At 65.4% G+C, this 16,627-nt stretch carries 18 protein-coding genes; 17 read left to right on the plus strand and 1 reads right to left on the minus strand.

All coding sequences use genetic code 11. The annotated features are described in order from the left end of the window. Positions 1-30 precede the first annotated feature (30 nt). The 5 genes from C9F12_RS07325 to C9F12_RS07345 all read left to right on the plus strand — a co-directional run bounded on the left by C9F12_RS07325 (position 31) and on the right by C9F12_RS07345 (position 3,623). Positions 31-468 (plus strand): hypothetical protein, encoded by a 438-nt coding sequence (locus C9F12_RS07325; RefSeq protein WP_045991427.1) that lies wholly within the window; start codon positions 31-33, stop codon positions 466-468. A 28-nt stretch (positions 469-496) separates the two neighbouring features. Continuing rightward, complete coding sequence (pcaQ, locus tag C9F12_RS07330; protein WP_231498425.1) at positions 497-1,477, plus strand: pca operon transcription factor PcaQ; 981 nt, start codon at positions 497-499, stop codon at positions 1,475-1,477. A gap of 214 nt (positions 1,478-1,691) precedes the next feature. Further along, complete coding sequence (pcaH, locus tag C9F12_RS07335; RefSeq protein ID WP_045991428.1) at positions 1,692-2,429, plus strand: protocatechuate 3,4-dioxygenase subunit beta; 738 nt, start codon at positions 1,692-1,694, stop codon at positions 2,427-2,429. Between the two features lie 62 nt (positions 2,430-2,491). After that, positions 2,492-3,130 carry a protocatechuate 3,4-dioxygenase subunit alpha gene (pcaG, locus tag C9F12_RS07340; protein WP_083970203.1) on the plus strand — a complete coding sequence of 213 codons (639 nt, stop codon included), beginning with the start codon at positions 2,492-2,494 and terminating at the stop codon, positions 3,128-3,130. Between the two features lie 130 nt (positions 3,131-3,260). Further along, the gene (locus tag C9F12_RS07345) at positions 3,261-3,623 is read left to right on the plus strand and encodes a RidA family protein (RefSeq protein ID WP_108448471.1); all 363 of its coding nucleotides are present in this window, start codon (positions 3,261-3,263) and stop codon (positions 3,621-3,623) included. A gap of 61 nt (positions 3,624-3,684) precedes the next feature. Here C9F12_RS07345 and C9F12_RS07350 read toward each other — a convergent pair whose 3' ends face one another. After that, positions 3,685-4,587 carry a LysR family transcriptional regulator gene (locus C9F12_RS07350; protein ID WP_045991431.1) on the minus strand — a complete coding sequence of 301 codons (903 nt, stop codon included), beginning with the start codon at positions 4,585-4,587 and terminating at the stop codon, positions 3,685-3,687. A gap of 287 nt (positions 4,588-4,874) precedes the next feature. Between C9F12_RS07350 and C9F12_RS07355 the strand changes: the two genes are divergently transcribed. The 12 genes from C9F12_RS07355 to benD all read left to right on the plus strand — a co-directional run bounded on the left by C9F12_RS07355 (position 4,875) and on the right by benD (position 16,467). Next, positions 4,875-5,993: a muconate/chloromuconate family cycloisomerase gene (locus C9F12_RS07355; RefSeq protein WP_108448541.1), complete on the plus strand. Its 1,119-nt coding sequence runs from the start codon at positions 4,875-4,877 to the stop codon at positions 5,991-5,993. 76 nt (positions 5,994-6,069) lie between these two features. Next, positions 6,070-6,360, plus strand: a complete 291-nt coding sequence (gene catC, locus C9F12_RS07360; RefSeq protein WP_045991433.1) for a muconolactone Delta-isomerase — start codon at positions 6,070-6,072, stop codon at positions 6,358-6,360. A gap of 106 nt (positions 6,361-6,466) precedes the next feature. Beyond that, positions 6,467-7,426: a catechol 1,2-dioxygenase gene (gene catA, locus C9F12_RS07365; RefSeq protein WP_108131175.1), complete on the plus strand. Its 960-nt coding sequence runs from the start codon at positions 6,467-6,469 to the stop codon at positions 7,424-7,426. A 166-nt stretch (positions 7,427-7,592) separates the two neighbouring features. Further along, entirely contained in the window at positions 7,593-8,960 is a 1,368-nt protein-coding gene (locus C9F12_RS07370; protein ID WP_108131176.1) for a Rieske 2Fe-2S domain-containing protein, read from the plus strand. A gap of 20 nt (positions 8,961-8,980) precedes the next feature. Next, the gene (gene benB, locus C9F12_RS07375; RefSeq protein ID WP_345840292.1) at positions 8,981-9,472 is read left to right on the plus strand and encodes a benzoate 1,2-dioxygenase small subunit; all 492 of its coding nucleotides are present in this window, start codon (positions 8,981-8,983) and stop codon (positions 9,470-9,472) included. A gap of 20 nt (positions 9,473-9,492) precedes the next feature. Then, the gene (gene benC / locus C9F12_RS07380) at positions 9,493-10,512 is read left to right on the plus strand and encodes a benzoate 1,2-dioxygenase electron transfer component BenC (protein ID WP_108448473.1); all 1,020 of its coding nucleotides are present in this window, start codon (positions 9,493-9,495) and stop codon (positions 10,510-10,512) included. A gap of 138 nt (positions 10,513-10,650) precedes the next feature. Next, complete coding sequence (locus C9F12_RS07385; RefSeq protein ID WP_108448542.1) at positions 10,651-11,922, plus strand: ABC transporter substrate-binding protein; 1,272 nt, start codon at positions 10,651-10,653, stop codon at positions 11,920-11,922. A gap of 90 nt (positions 11,923-12,012) precedes the next feature. After that, entirely contained in the window at positions 12,013-12,873 is an 861-nt protein-coding gene (locus C9F12_RS07390; protein ID WP_045991438.1) for a branched-chain amino acid ABC transporter permease, read from the plus strand. Positions 12,874-12,963: 90 nt separating this feature from the next. Then, the gene (locus tag C9F12_RS07395; RefSeq protein WP_108448474.1) at positions 12,964-14,058 is read left to right on the plus strand and encodes a branched-chain amino acid ABC transporter permease; all 1,095 of its coding nucleotides are present in this window, start codon (positions 12,964-12,966) and stop codon (positions 14,056-14,058) included. Next, complete coding sequence (locus C9F12_RS07400) at positions 14,055-14,873, plus strand: ABC transporter ATP-binding protein (protein WP_108448475.1); 819 nt, start codon at positions 14,055-14,057, stop codon at positions 14,871-14,873. The genes C9F12_RS07395 and C9F12_RS07400 overlap by 4 nt, the downstream gene beginning before the upstream one ends. Next, complete coding sequence (locus tag C9F12_RS07405) at positions 14,870-15,640, plus strand: ABC transporter ATP-binding protein (protein WP_108448476.1); 771 nt, start codon at positions 14,870-14,872, stop codon at positions 15,638-15,640. The genes C9F12_RS07400 and C9F12_RS07405 overlap by 4 nt, the downstream gene beginning before the upstream one ends. 53 nt (positions 15,641-15,693) lie before the next feature. Further along, positions 15,694-16,467: a benzoate diol dehydrogenase BenD gene (benD, locus tag C9F12_RS07410; protein ID WP_108448477.1), complete on the plus strand. Its 774-nt coding sequence runs from the start codon at positions 15,694-15,696 to the stop codon at positions 16,465-16,467. Positions 16,468-16,627 lie beyond the last annotated feature (160 nt).

A 16,627-nucleotide genomic window follows, 5' to 3' on the forward strand; every position in this document is an offset into this window, starting at 1 on the left:
CCCGTTTCGGCAGCAAGAGGTCAACTATTGATGTGGTTCAAGACGTTTGTGGCGATACTGCTCGGCACCTTGATGGCGAATACGGCGTCGGCAGAGTGGCGCTACACCCAGGCCCACCAGATGTTCGGCGACGCCCCGGCGGCGCGAGTCGATGATGGCAGCGGTCATTCTCTGGCACTGGTGTGCTGGAACGGTGTGCCCATGGTATCGGTGGCCGGTTATGCCTCCCAGATGGGCGCCGATCGGCGCAAGCCGCTGGAGGTGCTGGTGGACGGCATCGGGTATCGCCTGGAGTCACGCCACTCCCCCCACGACGGCGTGTGGTTCGCCCCGTCTCCCCTCGGTTTGACCAAGACCCTGCAAGGCGGCAACGTGGCGGTGGTCACACCCCAGGATACCCGTCCCTCACGCTTCCCGCTGAGTGGCGCCGACGAGCCCATCGAGCGCGTGCTGGCGGCCTGTCGCTAGCGCTGTCGGCGTGGTGGAGGCTGACGAGGTGCCACGCCACGGCGCCACGCTGGACACCCGTCACGTCGCCAGATCGCAGGCCACCATGCTCAATCATCGTATCAAGCTGCGCCATCTCAACGCCTTCCTCGAGGTGTCGCGCAGCCGCAGCTTCGCCCGTGCCGCCGATGCCCTGGCGATCACCCAGCCGGGCATCTCCAAGGCCATCCGTGAACTCGAGGAGATCGTTGGCGCCAGCCTGTTCGAGCGTAGCGCCCAGGGCGTCAGTCTGACCCAGGCGGGACTCACCCTGTTGCGCCACGCGGGGCCTGCGCTGCGCGCCCTGGAAGAGGGCGTGGTGGCGCTGGCCGACGGCCATGGTGGGCAGCGTTGGCTCAGGGTCGGGGCGCTGTCGACGGTGGAATCGCGGCTGCTGCCGGCGGCGATTCAGCACTTCCAGGCCTCGCCGCTGGGCCAGGAGACCAGCGTGACCGTGACCACCGGCGCCAGCGCCTTTCTGCTGTCGCGGCTGGCGCTGGGTGAGCTCGACGTGGTGGTGGGGCGTATGACCGAAGCCCGCGAGATTCGTGACCTGGCCTTCGAACATCTCTACTACGAGTCGCTGCGGCTGGTGGTGCGCCGGGGGCATCCGCTGGCCACCGTCTCGCCCTGTCCTCCCGAGGTCCTGAGCGACTACCCCTGGGCCGTGCCTCCCCCTCAGACCACCTTGCGTCAGCGGGTCGACAGCTTCTGTGTGCGTCACGCCATCAGTTTGCCCGCGCCCTGTCTGGAGACCCTGTCGCTGCCGGTCAGCCGGCGCTTCACACTGGACACCGATGCCATCTGGGTGGCGCCCTTCGAGGCGGTGGCCGAGGATCTGGAAAGCGGCCAGCTGGTCGAGCTGGCACTGTCCTTCGAGCACCAGGGTGGCTCGGTAGGGCTGTGTACCAACACCTCTTTGAGCCCCAGCCTGGCGCTGGAAGGCTTCGCCGAGTCGCTGCGCCAGGCCGCCGCGGCAAGACCCCAGTAGCGGCGCTGAAATATCCGGGGGCGAAGCAGCAGGCCAGGACGTACTCGTTCCTGCGGTCCGACGCCCCGCCATCCGGTCATCATAACCCCTGGGTTATGACGACCGGCCAAGGTCTCAATTGGCAGCCCGGGTGTGGCTGGTCACACTGCAATCATCGCCTCGTGTCTCGAGGCGCGTGTGAACAACCAACAATCACGCCAGGACCTCTTCCCCCATGACCCTCAATCGGAACCTCAATCGTCGCTTCGTCGAGCGGGATCGCCAGTGGCACCCCGCCGCCTACACCCCCGGCTACAAGACCTCGGTGCCGCGCTCTCCCTCCCAGGCGCTGGTCAGCCTGCAGACCCCCAGCGTGTCGGAACTCACCGGCCCCGAGTTTAGCCGCCTGCGCATGGGACCCCATGACAACGACCTGCTGTTGAACTTCCGCGATGCCGATAGCCCCGGTCTGCCGGTGGGGGAGCGGGTGATCATGTTCGGCCGGGTCGTCGACCAGTTCGGCAAGCCGGTGCCGCAGACTCTGGTGGAGATGTGGCAGGCCAATGCCGGTGGCCGCTATCGCCACAAGAAGGACAGCTATCTGGCCCCGCTGGACCCCAACTTCGGCGGCGTCGGGCGCTGTCTCACCGACGACGATGGCTGGTACCACTTCCGCACCATCAAACCCGGTCCCTATCCCTGGCCCAATGGCATCAACACCTGGCGCCCGGCGCACATTCATGTGAGCGTCATGGGCCCGGCCATCTCCACCCGGCTGATCACCCAGATGTACTTCGAGGGGGACCCGCTGATTCCGATCTGCCCCATCGTCCAGACCCTGAAGGACGAGGAGGCCGTGGGCACCATGATCGGTCGACTCGACATGGCCCGCTCGCGTCCCATGGACGCCCTGGCCTACCGCTTCGACCTGGTGGTGCGTGGCGAACTGCAGACCTATTTCGAGAATCAGTGAACAAGACCAGGAACAACAGGTGCCGTGGTGCCCGAGTCGGCCCACGGCAGCGAGGAGACCTCATGCAACAGCCAAACCTTACCCCCACCGCGAACCTGATGCTGCGCGAGACCGCGTCCCAGACCGCCGGCCCCTACGTGCACATCGGCCTGGCGCTGGCCGTCGCCGGCCTGCCCGAGCGCGACGAGGAGATCTGGAACGAACTGGCCAAGGATAACGCCGAAGGCGAGCGTATCGAGGTGGCGGGACGGGTCATCGACGGTAACGGCGACCTGGTCCGCGACGCCCTGCTGGAGGCCTGGCAGGCCGACGCCAATGGTGACTATCAGACGGCGTTCGACCTCAAGGCGCCGTTCAACAGCTTCGGGCGTACCGCGACCACCGCCGAGGGCAACAGCGAGTGGCGCTTTGTCACCGTCAAGCCCGGCGCCATCGCTCGGCCCGACGGTCGCACCATGGCCCCGCACATCAACCTGACGATCTTTGCCCGGGGCGTGAACCTGCATCTGCAGACCCGGCTCTACTTCGATGACGAGCACAAAGCCAATGCCGGCTGTCCGGTGCTGGGTGCGATCGAGTCGCCGGCCCGGCGCCAGACGCTGATCGCCCGGCGTGAAGAGGGCGGGGAAGGCGGCCTGCCACGCTATCGTCTGGATATCGTGCTGCAGGGTGAGGGAGAGACGGTGTTCTTCGACTTCTGATCGCGTTCGCCTGACCACACGGACGTCGCGGCGTGAACCGCGACGTCCGTGTCGCTATTTGCCCGCGTTTGCACCGACGCTTCCATGGCCTATGCTAGCGGTCTTTCCCGCCCTGGCTTCGAGGCCCCCCATGGATATCCACCGCATCAATCCCACCCCCCGCTGGTCCGACATCACCGTGTTCAATGGCATGGCCCACTTCGTCGAAGTCGCCGAGGCGGACACCCGCGCCGATATCACCGGCCAGGTGGAGCAGATCTTCGAACAGGCCGAGGAGTCGCTGGCCAAGGTGGACAGCGACAAGACACGCATCATCTCGGTGACCATCTACCTGACCGACTTTGCCCACTTCGATGCCCTGAACATCGCCTGGGAGGCCTGGTTCGAGCCCGGCACCGCCCCCAGTCGCGCCTGCGTCAAGGCCGAGCTTGCCAACCCCGAACTGCTGGTCGAGATGGCCTTCGTGGCAGCGGCGGGGGAAGAGTTTCGCTAACACCGCAGCGCTATCAACGCGCCGCAGGCAGGGTCCTGGCCCTGCCACCACTCGATATGTTTCACGGGTACTTGCCCGTCCGACGATTCTCCACCAGCACCTCGAGGATGGCGTTGGCCGCCTGCATGGTCGCGCTGGGCGTCTCTCCCCGGCGCCGGCTGCAGACGATCGGTGAAGTGATGTGCTTCTCCGCCAGGTACAGGTAGCGAATGCCATCGCGATTCTGTCGCTTGACCTGCTCCGGCACCAGGGTGATGCCGAAGTCCGACACCACCAGGCCCAGCGCCGTCTGCATCTCGTTGGCCTCCTGCACCACCGTGACCTTGAGCCCCCGGCGGCGAAACAGCCCCAGCACCAGGTCGGCAAGGCTCGGGCGCGGGCTCGCCGGATACAGCACCAGCGGGTAGCGGGCGAGCTCCTCCATGGTCGGGGTGGTGCCCACCAGCGGGTGGCCCTCCGGCACCGCCGCCATCATCGGTTCCTCGAACAGCACCTCCTGTTCCACGTCGGGATCGTCGATCCTCAGGCGTCCGAAGCCGATATCGATACGTCCTGCCTTGAGCGCCTGCACCTGCTCCACCGTGGTCAATTCGGCCAGGGTCAGCTCCACCTCGTCCTTTTGTCGCAACTCGCGCACCAGCAGCGGCAGCTGGCCGTAAAACAGCGAGGGCACAAAGCCGATACCGAACATTTCCTTGTGGCTTCGAGACATACGGCGTACCGCCGCCACCGTGGTATCCAGCTTCTCAAGCATCTGCAGGGCATGCTCATGGAAGAACTTGCCGGTGGGCGTCAGGGTCAGCCCTCGGGGGCCGCGAATGAATAACTGGGCCCCCAGTTCTTCCTCCAACTGATTGATCTGCCGGGTCAAAGGGGGCTGCGCCATATGCAGCCTGGCGGCCGCCCGGGTGATGTTTAGCTCTTCCGCTGCGGCACAGAAATAGCGCAGGTGTCGAAGCTCCATGATACCTCCAGGGTATTGCGATCTACCCAGACCATATTGGTTGTGCCCCTCAAAGACAATCACACTGCACTCAATCGCCGGATCAAGCGCCTTTCAGCCGTAGGTCTCTGCCGATGTCGATGGCAGTGGCGCTTCGCATCGTAAGAGAAATCTTACCAAGGTATGGCTTGATCGCTTACGAGTCGCCGAGGCTTTGCAGCGCTTGCGGCTTTCCTCATCACCCAGTTCGCCACCCAGATCGCCAGCCCGTGGATGACAACGAGCTGATGGTAATCGCCGGAGCCGCCATGACCGCCCTGATCGAAAGCGTCGAGACCCTGCTGGTCGACCTGCCCACCATCCGACCGCACAAGCTGTCGATGGCCACCATGGCCACCCAGACGCTGGTGATCGTACGCCTCAAGTGCTCGGACGGTATCGAAGGCATCGGCGAGGCCACCACCATCGGCGGCCTGGCCTATGGCCCGGAAAGTCCGGAGAGCATGAAGGTCAACATCGACACCTACCTGGCGCCGGCGCTGGTCGGCCTGGCGGCGGACAACGTCAACCTCGCCATGGCCCGGCTCGACAAGCTGGCCAAGGGCAACGTCATCGCCAAGTCGGCGCTCGAGACCGCGCTGCTGGATGCCCAGGGCAAGCGTCTCGGGGTGCCCCTGGCGACACTGCTGGGCGGCGCCCGCCACGATCACCTGCCGGTGCTGTGGACGCTGGCCAGTGGCGATACCGACAAGGATATCGAGGAGGCCAGAAAGCGCCTGGAGCAGCGTCGCCATCGTGACTTCAAGCTCAAGATCGGCGCCAACGCGGTGGATCACGACGTGCGCCACGTTGCCGCCATCAAGGCCGCCCTGGGGGATCGCGCCAGCGTCAGGGTCGACGTCAACCAGGCCTGGGACGAGGCCACCGCGGTGCGCGCCATCGCCGCCCTGGAGGAGGCCGGGGTCGACCTGATCGAGCAACCGATTCCGGCCCACGAGCGGGCAGGACTGGCGCGGCTGGCCAATCGCTTCGAGGTCACCATGCTGGCCGACGAAGGCGTCCAGGACCTGCGTTGCGGGCTGGCGCTGATCGAGTCCGGCTTCAGCGGCGCCTTCGCCCTGAAGATCGCCAAGAGCGCCGGGCCGCGCGGCGCGCTGCGCCTGGCTCATCTGGCCGACGCCGGGGGCATTGGCCTCTACGGCGGCACCATGCTCGAGGGCACCATCGGTACCGCCGCTTCGCTGCACGCCTGGGCGACCCTGCCCGAGATGGCCTGGGGCACCGAGATGTTCGGCCCCTTGCTGTTGACCGATGACATCGTCACCACCCCCCTGCGCTATGACGACTTTGGCGTGGCGCTGCCGCAAGGCCCGGGACTCGGGCTCGAACTGGACCACGACAAGCTGCGCGAGTACGCGCGCAGCTAAGCGACATCGCCATCAGACCGGCCGCGCGAGCCTCCAGGGGCTGCATCGACGGCCCCCGATCGAGAGGAGAACGAGGATGCTGTTTCAGGTGGAAATGACCGTCAAGCTGCCGCCGGATATGGCGCCGGAGCGCGCCGCCGAGATCAAGGCCCGCGAGAAGGACTACGCCCAGGAGCTGCAGCGCTCCGGCAAGTGGCGCCATCTGTGGCGGGTGGCCGGCAGCTATTCCAACGTCAGCGTGTTCGACGTGGCCGACAACGCCGAGCTGCAGGAGCTGGTATCGAACCTGCCGCTGTTTCCCTACATGGAGATCCGCGTCAAGCCGCTGTGCCGCCACCCGTCCTCGATCCGCGATGACGACAGCTAGGGTCTGCCCCTGGCCAGCCAGACGTCGGGGCAGAGCGAATCGCCAGGCCCCGGCCAGTACCGCCAACAACGATAACGACAAGTACGCCACACCTGAGGACCGCCAGATGAACAGTCTCAATCCCACCACCAAGTCAGTGCGCATCTTCGACACCCCGGAGGTACAGGACTTCCTCAATACCGTCGCCGGCTTCGACAAGACCGAAGGCAACGAGCGGGCCAAGGAAATCCTGCATCGTCTGCTGTCGGACCTGTACAAGCTGATCGATGACTTCGACGTCACCCCGGAAGAATTCTGGCAGGGCGTCAGCGTGCTCAACGCGCTCGGCGCCGAGACCCAGTACGGCCTGCTGGCCCCGGGTCTGGGCTTCGATCATTACCTCGACATGCGCATGGACGCCGAGGACGCCGCCCGCGGCCTTGCCGGGGGTACCCCGCGCACCATCGAGGGGCCCCTGTACGTCGCCGGTGCCCCGGAGTCCGAGGGCGAGGCGCGCCTGGACGACGGCTCGGACACCGACGCCGAGGCAATGTGGCTGACCGGTCAGGTACGCGATACCCAGGGCCAGCCGATCTCACGGGCCAAGGTCGAGATCTGGCACGCCGACAGCAAGGGCAACTACAGCTTCTTCGACCCGTCCCAGGCCGACTTCCACCTGCGTCGTACCATCTACACCGACGCCGATGGCCGCTATCGCGCGCGCAGCATCATCCCCTCCGGCTACGGTTGCCCCCCGGACAGCCCGACCCAGCAGGTGCTGGACCTGCTCGGTCGTCATGGCCAGCGACCGGCGCATATCCACTTCTTTATCTCGGCGCCCGGGTACAAGCACCTGACCACCCAGATCAACCTCGCCGGCGACCCCTACACCTACGACGACTTCGCCTTCGCCACCCGCGAGGAGCTGGTGGTGGACGCCAGGCGCATCGAGGACGCCAGCGAGGCCAGCGATCGTGGCCTCGAGGGGCCCTTCACCGAGGTGGTGTTCGACATCGAGCTTGCCGCCACCAGCGAGACCGAGCTGCAGCAGCGTCACAAGCGCCCCCGCGCCCTCGAAGACGGCTGAGCCGCCTGGACTCGCGACAACCCTGAACTAACCGCCGAGTTCCACGGGAGCCCCCGTGGTGGACAGCGCCGCGCCAAGCCACGCCTGCCCTACGGGCATGTTGCCCCAAAGGGTGGGCTGGGCGAGCGACTCGGAACAGCTGCCCGAATGAGAGAGGAGAACAACGATGAGCAACAAACTCGATCAGATCGAAGCCCGCGTGCGTGGTGCCGTCGAGGATGACCCCGAACAGGGCGTCTTTCGCTGCCACCGCAGCATGTTCACCGACCCCGAGTTCTTCGAGCTCGAGATGAAGCACATCTTCGAGGGCAACTGGCTGTTCATGGCCCACGAGAGCCAGATCGCCGAGCCCGGTGACTACTTCACCCTGAACATGGGGCGCCAGCCGGTGGTCATCACCCGCGACAAGGAGGGCGAGCTTCACGCCCTGATCAACGCCTGCGCCCACCGCGGTGCCACCATCTGCCGTCGCAAGCAGGGCAACAAGGGCACCTTCACCTGTCCCTTCCACGGCTGGACCTTCAAGAACGACGGGCGTCTGCTCAAGGCCAAGAACGAGAAGGCCGGCGCCTACCCGGACGCCTTCAAGCAGGACGGCTCCCACGACCTCAAGCGCCTGCCCAAATTCAGCAATTACAAGGGCTTCCTGTTCGGCAGCCTGAGCGACGACGTCATGCCCATCGAGGAGTACCTGGGCGAGACCATGAAGGTCATCGACAACATCGTCGACCAGGCCCCGGAAGGTCTCGAGATCCTGCGCGGCACCTCGTCCTACACCTACACCGGCAACTGGAAGCTGCAGGCCGAGAACGGCGCCGACGGCTACCACGTCAGCACCGTGCACTGGAACTACGCCTCCACCATGGACCGTCGCAACTACGACGAAGGCGGCACCAAGGCGGTGGACGCCGACGGCTGGTCCAAGTCCAAGGGCGGTTTCTACTCCTACGAGAACGGCCACATGATGCTGTGGACCCGGCTGCTCAATCCCGAGGTGCGTCCGGTCTACGAGCACAAGGAGCGCATCGAGAAGGAGCTGGGCGAGGCCCGCGCCGACAACATCGTCAACCAGACCCGCAACCTGTGTCTGTACCCCAACGTCTATCTGATGGACCAGTTCTCGACCCAGATTCGGGTGTTGCGTCCGCTGGCGGTGGACCGTACCGAGGTCACCATCTACTGCTTCGCGCCCAAGGGTGAGTCGGCGGAGAACCGTCGCGTGCGCATCCGCCAGTACGAGGACTTCTTCAACGTCAGCGGCATGGGCACGCCGGATGACCTGGAGGAATTCCGCGGCTGCCAGAACGGCTACAACGGTGCCCTGGCCGAATGGAATGACCTGTCGCGTGGCGCCAAGCAATGGATCGATGGTCCCGACGAAGACGCCAGCGCCATCGACATGAAGCCGCTGAAGAGCGGTGCCTCGCCGGAGGACGAAGGCCTCTACGTGCTGCACCACCAGCACTGGGTCGAGGAAATGCTGCGCGCCATCGACAAGGAACGCAGCCAGTTCATCGCCACGGCCTCAGCCTGAATCCTGCGGAAAGGAGACGAATCATGAGCATCAGCTATCACGACATCCAGGCCTTTCTTTATCGCGAAGCACGCCTTCTGGACGAACGCGAGTGGGACGAGTGGCTGACCCTGTACCACAAGAAGGCCGAGTTCTGGATGCCCTGCTGGGACGACGACGACACCCTGACCGGCGACCCGAACAGCGAGATTTCGCTGATCTACTACCCCAATCGGGAAGGGCTCGAAGATCGCGTCTATCGGATCAAGACCGAGCGCAGTGGCGCCAGCACGCCGGAGCCGCGCACCACCCACCAGATCACCAATATCGAGGTGATGAAGGACGAGGGCGACAGCCTGGAGGTGCGCTTCAACTGGCACACCCTGAGCCACCGCTACAAGCAGACCGACAGCTACTTCGGGGTGTCTTTCTACACCCTGGACGTGTCCGGCGACAGCCCGCTTATCACGCGCAAGAAGGTGCAGCTCAATAACGATTATATCCACCAGGTCATCGACGTTTATCACATTTAAGTCGGTGAAGGAGAACGACCATGAGCTTCACCATCGCGCTCAACTTCGAAGACGGGGTGTCGCGCTTTATCGACTGCAACGAGGGCGAGACCGTCCTCGATGCGGCCTACCGCAACAAGGTCAATCTGCCGATGGACTGCTCCGACGGCGTCTGCGGCACCTGCAAGTGCCACTGCGACCAGGGCGAGTTCGAGCTGGGTGACGAGTACATCGACGAGGCGCTGTCCGACGAGGAACTGCACGAGGGGCAGGTGCTGACCTGCCAGATGGTGCCGTCCTCGGACTGCGTGCTGTCGGTGCCGGTGGCCTCGACGATATGCAAGACCGAGGTCGACAGCCGTGCCTCCACGGTGGTCCACGTCGAGCCCTTGTCCGAGGACTCCATCGAGCTTGCCATCGATATCGAAGGCGAGCCGCTGAACTTCCTGCCGGGGCAGTACGTGCACCTGGAGGTACCGGGCTGTGGTGAACACAGAAGCTACTCGTTCAGCTCGCTGCCGGGGGAGTCCCGCGCCAGTTTTCTGATCCGCAATGTGCCGGACGGGCTGATGAGCGGCTATCTGGCGGACAAGGCCAAGGCCGGTGACGCCATGGCGGTGACCGGTCCCATGGGCAGCTTCTACCTGCGCGCCATCCAGCGCCCGATCCTGATGCTGGCCGGTGGCACCGGGCTTGCTCCCTTCCTGTCGATGCTCAAGCAGCTTGCCGCGCTCGAGGTCCAGGGCGAGGGCGCAGGCCAGCCGATCCACATGATCTACGGCGTGACCAAGGACGATCACCTGGTCAAGTGCGAAGAGCTCGACGCGGCGGTCGAGGCGCTGCCCGACTTCGACTACCTGACGGTGGTCGCCGACGAGGACAGCAGCCACGAGCGCAAGGGCTACGTCACCCATCACATGGACCCGCAGAAGCTGCATGACGGCGACGTCGACGTCTACCTGTGCGGCCCGCCGCCGATGGTGGACGCGGTGCTCAAGCACTTCGACCAGCAGGGCATCAAGCCGGCGAGCTTTCACTACGAAAAGTTCACGCCCAACTGACGCGTCCTGCCCGGAACCAGATCTGGCAAGGGAGACCTTTCGCCCTTGCCGACAACAGACAGCCGCAGGCCGGGGCTCCCTGTCCAGCGAGAGCCCCGCAATCTCATAACGATAATCACAACCTGACGAGACATGATCATGGCCAAGCTCACTATCGATAAAAACCTCAACACCGATAACACGCCCAGCACCGATAACACGTACAGCCGCCGCCAAGCTTCCCTGTCATCCCGGCGCCTTGGCCCGCTTGCACGTTCGCTGCAGGCCGCGACCCTGGCGCTGGCCGGCGCCGCCCTGTCCACCCAGGCCCTGGCCGAGCACGACGTCAAGCTCGGGCTGATGCTGCCGTACTCCGGCACCTACGCCGCACTAGGCGAGTCCATCACCAATGGGCTGAAGCTCGCCATCGAGCAGGAGGGCGGCAGCCTCGGTGGTCATGGTGTCGAGTACGTGACCCTGGACTCCGAGGCCAACCCCTCCAAGGCGCCCCAGAACATGAGCCGCCTGGTCAAGGGTGATGGCGTCGACGTGGTCATCGGTCCGGTCCACTCCGGCGTCGCCATGGGCATGCTGCGGGTGGCCAAGCAGACCGGCGCCATCACCATCATTCCCAACGCCGGACTCGAGGCGGCCACCAACCAGCTGTGCATGCCCAACGTCTTTCGCACCTCGTTCAGCATGTGGCAGAACAGCTATCCCATGGGTCAGGTGGCCTATGACCAGGGCCATCGCAAGATCGTCACCATCACCTGGGACTACGCCGGCGGCAAGGAAGACCTGGCCGGCTTCGAGCAGGCCTTCACCGATGCCGGCGGCGAGATCGTCGAGCAGATCCTGGTGCCGTTTCCGAGCACCGAGTTCCAGACCTACCTGGCGCAGATCGCCAGCATCGCCCCTGACGCCGTCTACACCTTCTTCGCCGGTGGCGGCGGGGTCGGCTTCGTGCGGGACTACGCCGCCGCCGGGCTCAACGACAGCATCCCGCTGTATGGCTCGGGCTTCCTGACCGACGGCAACCTGGGGGCACTGGGTGAGGCCGCCAACGGCGTGCAGACCACCATGCACTACGCCGAGACCCTGGACACCCCCCAGAACCAGGCCTTCGTCTCGGCCTACCAGGAAGCCTACGGCGAGGCCCCGGACACCTACGCGGTGCAGGGCTACGACGCGGGCAAGCTGCTGGCTCAGGCCTACGCCTCGATTGACGGCGAGCCCGACCGCGAGGCGCTGATCGCGGCGCTGGAAGCGGTGGAACTCGACAGCCCGCGCGGCCCGGTGAGCTTCTCGGCCTCCCACCACCCGATCCAGAACGTCTACCTGCGCGAGGTAAGGGACGGCGAGCACCACGTCACCTCGATCGCCAGCGAGCAGCTGGAAGTTCCCGACAGCGCCTGCCCGATGAAGAGCTGAGGCGACCTTCGTTCACCGCGTCAATGACCTGGCCGAGGCGCCCGCGAATACCGGGCGCTCTCGGGCGGGCCAACGCCAAAGGAGTTCTTCATGGACCTTGCCTTCTTCGGGGTGCAGCTGCTCAACGGCTTTCAGTACGGCCTGCTGCTGTTCCTTATCGCCAGCGGCCTGACGCTGATCTTCGGCATCATGGGCATCATCAACCTGGCCCACGGCGCCATGTACATGATCGGCGCCTATCTGGCCTTCGACCTGACCCAGCGCCTCGGCAACTTCTGGCTGGCGATCCTGATCGCGGTGCCCATCGCGGTGCTGCTGGGGCTGGTCATCGAGCGGCTGTTTCTCGACACCCTGTACAAGCGTGACCACCTCTACCAGGTGCTGTTGACCTTCGGCCTGATCCTGGTGCTCAACGAGGCCCAGCGCATCATCTGGGGCGGCGACGTCCACTCGGTGGCGCTGCCGGAGCCCTTTACCGGCGCCATCGCCCTGACCGACAACCTGCAGTACCCGGTCTATCGGCTGTTCGTGGCGGCGGTGTGCCTGGTGCTGGCGGGGGCCATCTACTGGATCATCCGCCACACCCGGCTCGGTATCGTGATCCGCGCCGGCGCCGTCAATCGCGAGATGGTCGAAGGGCTCGGCATCAATATCCGCACCCTGTTCACCCTGATCTTCAGCGTCGGCGTGGCACTGGCGGCCTTCGCCGGGATGATGGCGGCGCCGCTGTCGTCGATCACGCCGGGCATGGGGGACTCGATCTTGATCACCTGCTTTGTGGTGGTGGTCATCGGCGGCATCGGCTCGATCAAGGGGGCCTTCTTCGGCGCGCTATTGATCGGCATGGCCGAGACCTTCGGTCCGGTGCTGATCCCGAGTCTCGCCAGCATGCTGATCTACCTGATCATGGCGCTGGTGCTGTTGATCAAGCCGCGCGGCCTGTTCGCCTGAGACCCGACGACAATCACCCTCCGCTCGGGCATCCCTTGCCGCCTGATCGGACCCCTTTGCAGACGGGATACTCGTCTGGAGGAGAAACCCATGTTGCATCGATATCCCAAGCGCGTGACGGTACTGCTGCTGGCGGGCCTGGCGCTGCTGATCGCCTATCCGGCCTGGGGGCCGGCGGTATTCGGGGAGTCCAGCGCCTTCTTCATGGAGAAGCTGACCCTGATGCTGATCTTCGCCCTGTTCGCCGTCAGTCTCGACCTGCTGGTCGGTATCCTTGGCCTGGTCAGCCTGGGCCATGCGCTGTTCTTCGGCCTGGGGGCCTACACCCTGGCGATGGCCAGCCCCGACTTCAGCGCCGCCTCGCTGTGGTGGATGCTGCCGCTGGTGATGCTGGTCTCCGGCCTGGTCGCCGCCATCGTCGGCCTGCTGGTGCTGCGCACCAAGGGCATCTTCTTCATCATGACCACCCTGGCCTTCGGCCAGATGCTGTTCTACACCGTCAGCACCTCCAGCATGACCGGCGGTACCGACGGCGTCTTCATCATGTTCCGCCCGAGCCTTGCCATGGGCGAGACACCGCTGATCGACCTCGACAACCCGCTGACGTTCTTCTACTTCTGCCTGGCTCTGCTGGTGGCGGTCTACCTTATCCTGCGCGCCCTGACCCGTTCCCACTTCGGCCAGGTGCTCGATGGCATCCACGACAACGAGCACCGCATGCAGGCGCTGGGCTACGCCACCACCGGCTACAAGCTGATCGCCTTCGTGGTCTCGGCGATGATCGCCGGCGTCGCCGGCATGCTGGCGGCCATGCAGTACGGCTTCGCCAACCCGGCCCAGCTTGGCTGGCACCACTCCGGCGAGGTGCTGATGATGGTCATCCTCGGCGGCATGGGAACCATCTTCGGGCCGATCCTCGGCGCCTTCGCCTACGAACTGCTGCTGTACTTCTACGAGCACCTGACCAACCACTGGCCGATCCTGATGGGCCTGACCATCATTATCGCGGTGCTGGTGCTGCCCAAGGGCATCGCTGGGCTGCTGCTCGACCCGCCGGGGCGCCAGGCCTCGCTGCTGGGGCGGCTTGGCGGTGGCAAGGACAACTTGGCGAAGGGCAGACAGACTTCCGCCTCCGACAGCGACGGTAAAAGCGTCGGCAAAAGCGCCGGGGAGGTGTCCTCATGAGCAGCATGCTCAAGACCCGCGGGCTGACCCGCAGCTTCGGTGGCCTGCTGGCGGTCAATGACGTCGACTTCGAGGTCGAGCAGGGCGAGATCCACGCCATCCTCGGTCCCAACGGTGCCGGCAAGAGCACCCTGATCAACCTGCTGTCCGGCGAGATTCCGCCGACCCGCGGCGAGATCGAGTATCGCGGCAGCGCGATCCAGGGCAAGAAGGCCCACCAGGTCGCCCGACTCGGTATCGGTCGCAGCCACCAGAAGACCAACATCTTTCCGCGCCTGAGCTGTCTGCAGAATTGCCAGCTGGCCGCGCGTATCCACCACGGTGGCGTCATCGGCAGCTGGCGCTCGCGCCGGCGGGCCCGCGAAGTCGATGAGCGGGCGCTGGCCGCGCTGGACACCTGTGGTCTGGTGACCCGGGCCCACACGGTGTCCTCCGGCATGAGCTACGGCGAGCAGCGCCAGCTGCAGATCGCCATGGTGCTGGCCACCCAGCCACAGCTGATGCTGCTGGACGAGCCGATGGCCGGCATGGGCCGCGAGGAGACCGACCAGGTCGCCGACCTGCTCAAGCGGCTGTCTCGCGACTACACCATCGTGCTGATCGAACACGACATGGACTCGGTGTTCCGCCTGGCCGATCGCATCACCGTGATGGTCGACGGTTGCGTGCTGGAAAGCGGCGACACCGAGAGCATTCGTGCAAGCGAAACGGTGCGTGACGTCTATCTGGGACGTCACGACAGCAGCGAGGACAGGCGCCCCAGCGATAGCGTCGATATCGGCAACGGCTCCAGCAATAGCGAGGTGACGTCATGAATGTGGCGATCAAGGAGGCAGGAACTCAACGGGTGGACGCTGCCGAGGATGTCGAGTCGCCGTTGATCGAGGCTACAGGCCTGCACACCTTCTACGGCGAAAGCCATGTGCTGCACGGGGTGGACCTGACCCTCCAGGCCGGCGAGACGCTGAGCCTGCTCGGTCGCAACGGGATGGGCAAGACCACCACCTTGAAGTCGATCCTCGGCTTCGTGCCGCCGCGCCATGGCGAGGTGCGGATCATGGGGGTGGACACCCGCAAGCGCCGTCCCTGGCAGATCATTCGTCAGGGCATCGGCTACGTGCCGGAAGGGCGGGGCATCTTTCCCGGTATCAGCGTGCGCGAGCATCTGGTGATGGCCGCACGCCCGGGGGCTGACGGTCGTACCGACTGGGATATCGAGCGGGTGCTGGACACCTTTCCCCGGCTCAAGGAGCGCATCGGCCACGATGGTTCGCTGCTGTCCGGGGGCGAGCAGCAGATGCTGTCGATCGGTCGCGCGCTGATGCTCAACCCGCGCCTGTTGATTCTCGACGAGGCTACCGAAGGGCTGGCGCCGCTGATCCGCGACGAGATCTGGTCGATCCTGCGCACCATCAAGGCCTCGGGCATCGCCAGCATCATCGTCGACAAGAACATCGACAACCTGCTCGAGGTGGGCGACCGCCACCTGTTGATCGTCAAGGGCAAGGTGGTGTTCGACGGTGACAGCCAGGCGTTGAGGGCCGATCCCTCGATCCTCGATACCCACCTCGGTGTGGGCTGAGGCCACGCCGTGGCCACTTCACCCACCGCATCCGACAGCAGAAGGACAGCAACATGAAGCGATTCGAAGGACAGGTGATGCTGATCACCGGCGCCGCCCAGGGGATCGGTCGGCGTCTGGCCGAGCGGGCCGGCGAGGAGGGAGCTGCCCTGGTGCTGGTCGATCGTGCCGAACATGTCCACCAGGTGGCCCGCGAGCTTGACGAGCAGGGAGTCGAGGTCCTTGCCCTGAACGCCGATCTGGAAACCTGGGAGGGCGCCGAGGGCGCCATCAAGAGCGCCATCGAGCGCTTCGGGCGACTGGACGTACTGGTCAACAACGTCGGCGGGACCATCTGGGCCAAGCCCTACACCCAGTATTCACCGGAGCAGGTCGAGGCCGAGGTGCGTCGCTCGCTGTTTCCGACGCTGTGGTGCTGTCGCGCGGCGCTGCCCCACCTGATCGATAGCGGCGGCAATATCGTCAACGTCTCCTCGGTGGCCACCCGCGGGGTCAATCGGGTGCCCTACGCTTCGGCCAAGGGCGGGGTGAACGCCATGACCGTGGCGCTGGCCATCGAGATGGCCGAGCACGGCGTAAGGGTCAACGCCACCGCCCCCGGCGGCACCGAGGCGCCGCCCCGGCTGACGCCGCGCAACGCCGAGCCCCAGAGCGAACAGGACAAGCTGTGGTACCAGCAGTTGATCGACCAGACCCTGGCGTCGAGCCTGATGCACCGCTACGGCACCCTTGACGAGCAGGTCGGGCCGATCCTGTTTCTGGCCTCCCGCGACGCCAGCTATATCACCGGCACGGTGGTGCCGGTGGCCGGCGGCGACCTGGGCTAGCCGGTTGATGCCGCGTGACGTGGACCCACCTTGCATCCCGCTGTACCTGCGGGGGCACCGGGACGGCGTGGTGAATCTTGTATCCTCCTTGGCCTGGCCGCGTGCCGGGCCTTTTTTGTCTTCCGTCGATGTCGCCGGGGGTCCCTCCAGGTGACATTCC

The sequence above is a fragment of the Halomonas sp. BN3-1 genome, from assembly GCF_003056325.1.
Classification (GTDB): domain Bacteria; phylum Pseudomonadota; class Gammaproteobacteria; order Pseudomonadales; family Halomonadaceae; genus Halomonas; species Halomonas litopenaei.

Bases quoted from the DNA above. Each gene is read 5' to 3' on its own strand.
- C9F12_RS07395 (WP_108448474.1), top strand. From the start codon at position 12,964: ATGTTGCATCGATATCCCAAGCGCGTGACGGTACTGCTGCTGGCGGGC.
- benD (WP_108448477.1), top strand. From the start codon at position 15,694: ATGAAGCGATTCGAAGGACAGGTGATGCTGATCACCGGCGCCGCCCAG.
- C9F12_RS07400 (WP_108448475.1), top strand. From the start codon at position 14,055: ATGAGCAGCATGCTCAAGACCCGCGGGCTGACCCGCAGCTTCGGTGGC.
- C9F12_RS07350 (WP_045991431.1), bottom strand. From the start codon at position 4,587: ATGGAGCTTCGACACCTGCGCTATTTCTGTGCCGCAGCGGAAGAGCTA.
- C9F12_RS07355 (WP_108448541.1), top strand. From the start codon at position 4,875: ATGACCGCCCTGATCGAAAGCGTCGAGACCCTGCTGGTCGACCTGCCC.
- C9F12_RS07370 (WP_108131176.1), top strand. From the start codon at position 7,593: ATGAGCAACAAACTCGATCAGATCGAAGCCCGCGTGCGTGGTGCCGTC.
- C9F12_RS07405 (WP_108448476.1), top strand. From the start codon at position 14,870: ATGAATGTGGCGATCAAGGAGGCAGGAACTCAACGGGTGGACGCTGCC.
- C9F12_RS07325 (WP_045991427.1), top strand. From the start codon at position 31: ATGTGGTTCAAGACGTTTGTGGCGATACTGCTCGGCACCTTGATGGCG.
- benC (WP_108448473.1), top strand. From the start codon at position 9,493: ATGAGCTTCACCATCGCGCTCAACTTCGAAGACGGGGTGTCGCGCTTT.
- catA (WP_108131175.1), top strand. From the start codon at position 6,467: ATGAACAGTCTCAATCCCACCACCAAGTCAGTGCGCATCTTCGACACC.
- C9F12_RS07345 (WP_108448471.1), top strand. From the start codon at position 3,261: ATGGATATCCACCGCATCAATCCCACCCCCCGCTGGTCCGACATCACC.
- C9F12_RS07390 (WP_045991438.1), top strand. From the start codon at position 12,013: ATGGACCTTGCCTTCTTCGGGGTGCAGCTGCTCAACGGCTTTCAGTAC.
- pcaH (WP_045991428.1), top strand. From the start codon at position 1,692: ATGACCCTCAATCGGAACCTCAATCGTCGCTTCGTCGAGCGGGATCGC.
- pcaG (WP_083970203.1), top strand. From the start codon at position 2,492: ATGCAACAGCCAAACCTTACCCCCACCGCGAACCTGATGCTGCGCGAG.
- catC (WP_045991433.1), top strand. From the start codon at position 6,070: ATGCTGTTTCAGGTGGAAATGACCGTCAAGCTGCCGCCGGATATGGCG.
- C9F12_RS07385 (WP_108448542.1), top strand. From the start codon at position 10,651: ATGGCCAAGCTCACTATCGATAAAAACCTCAACACCGATAACACGCCC.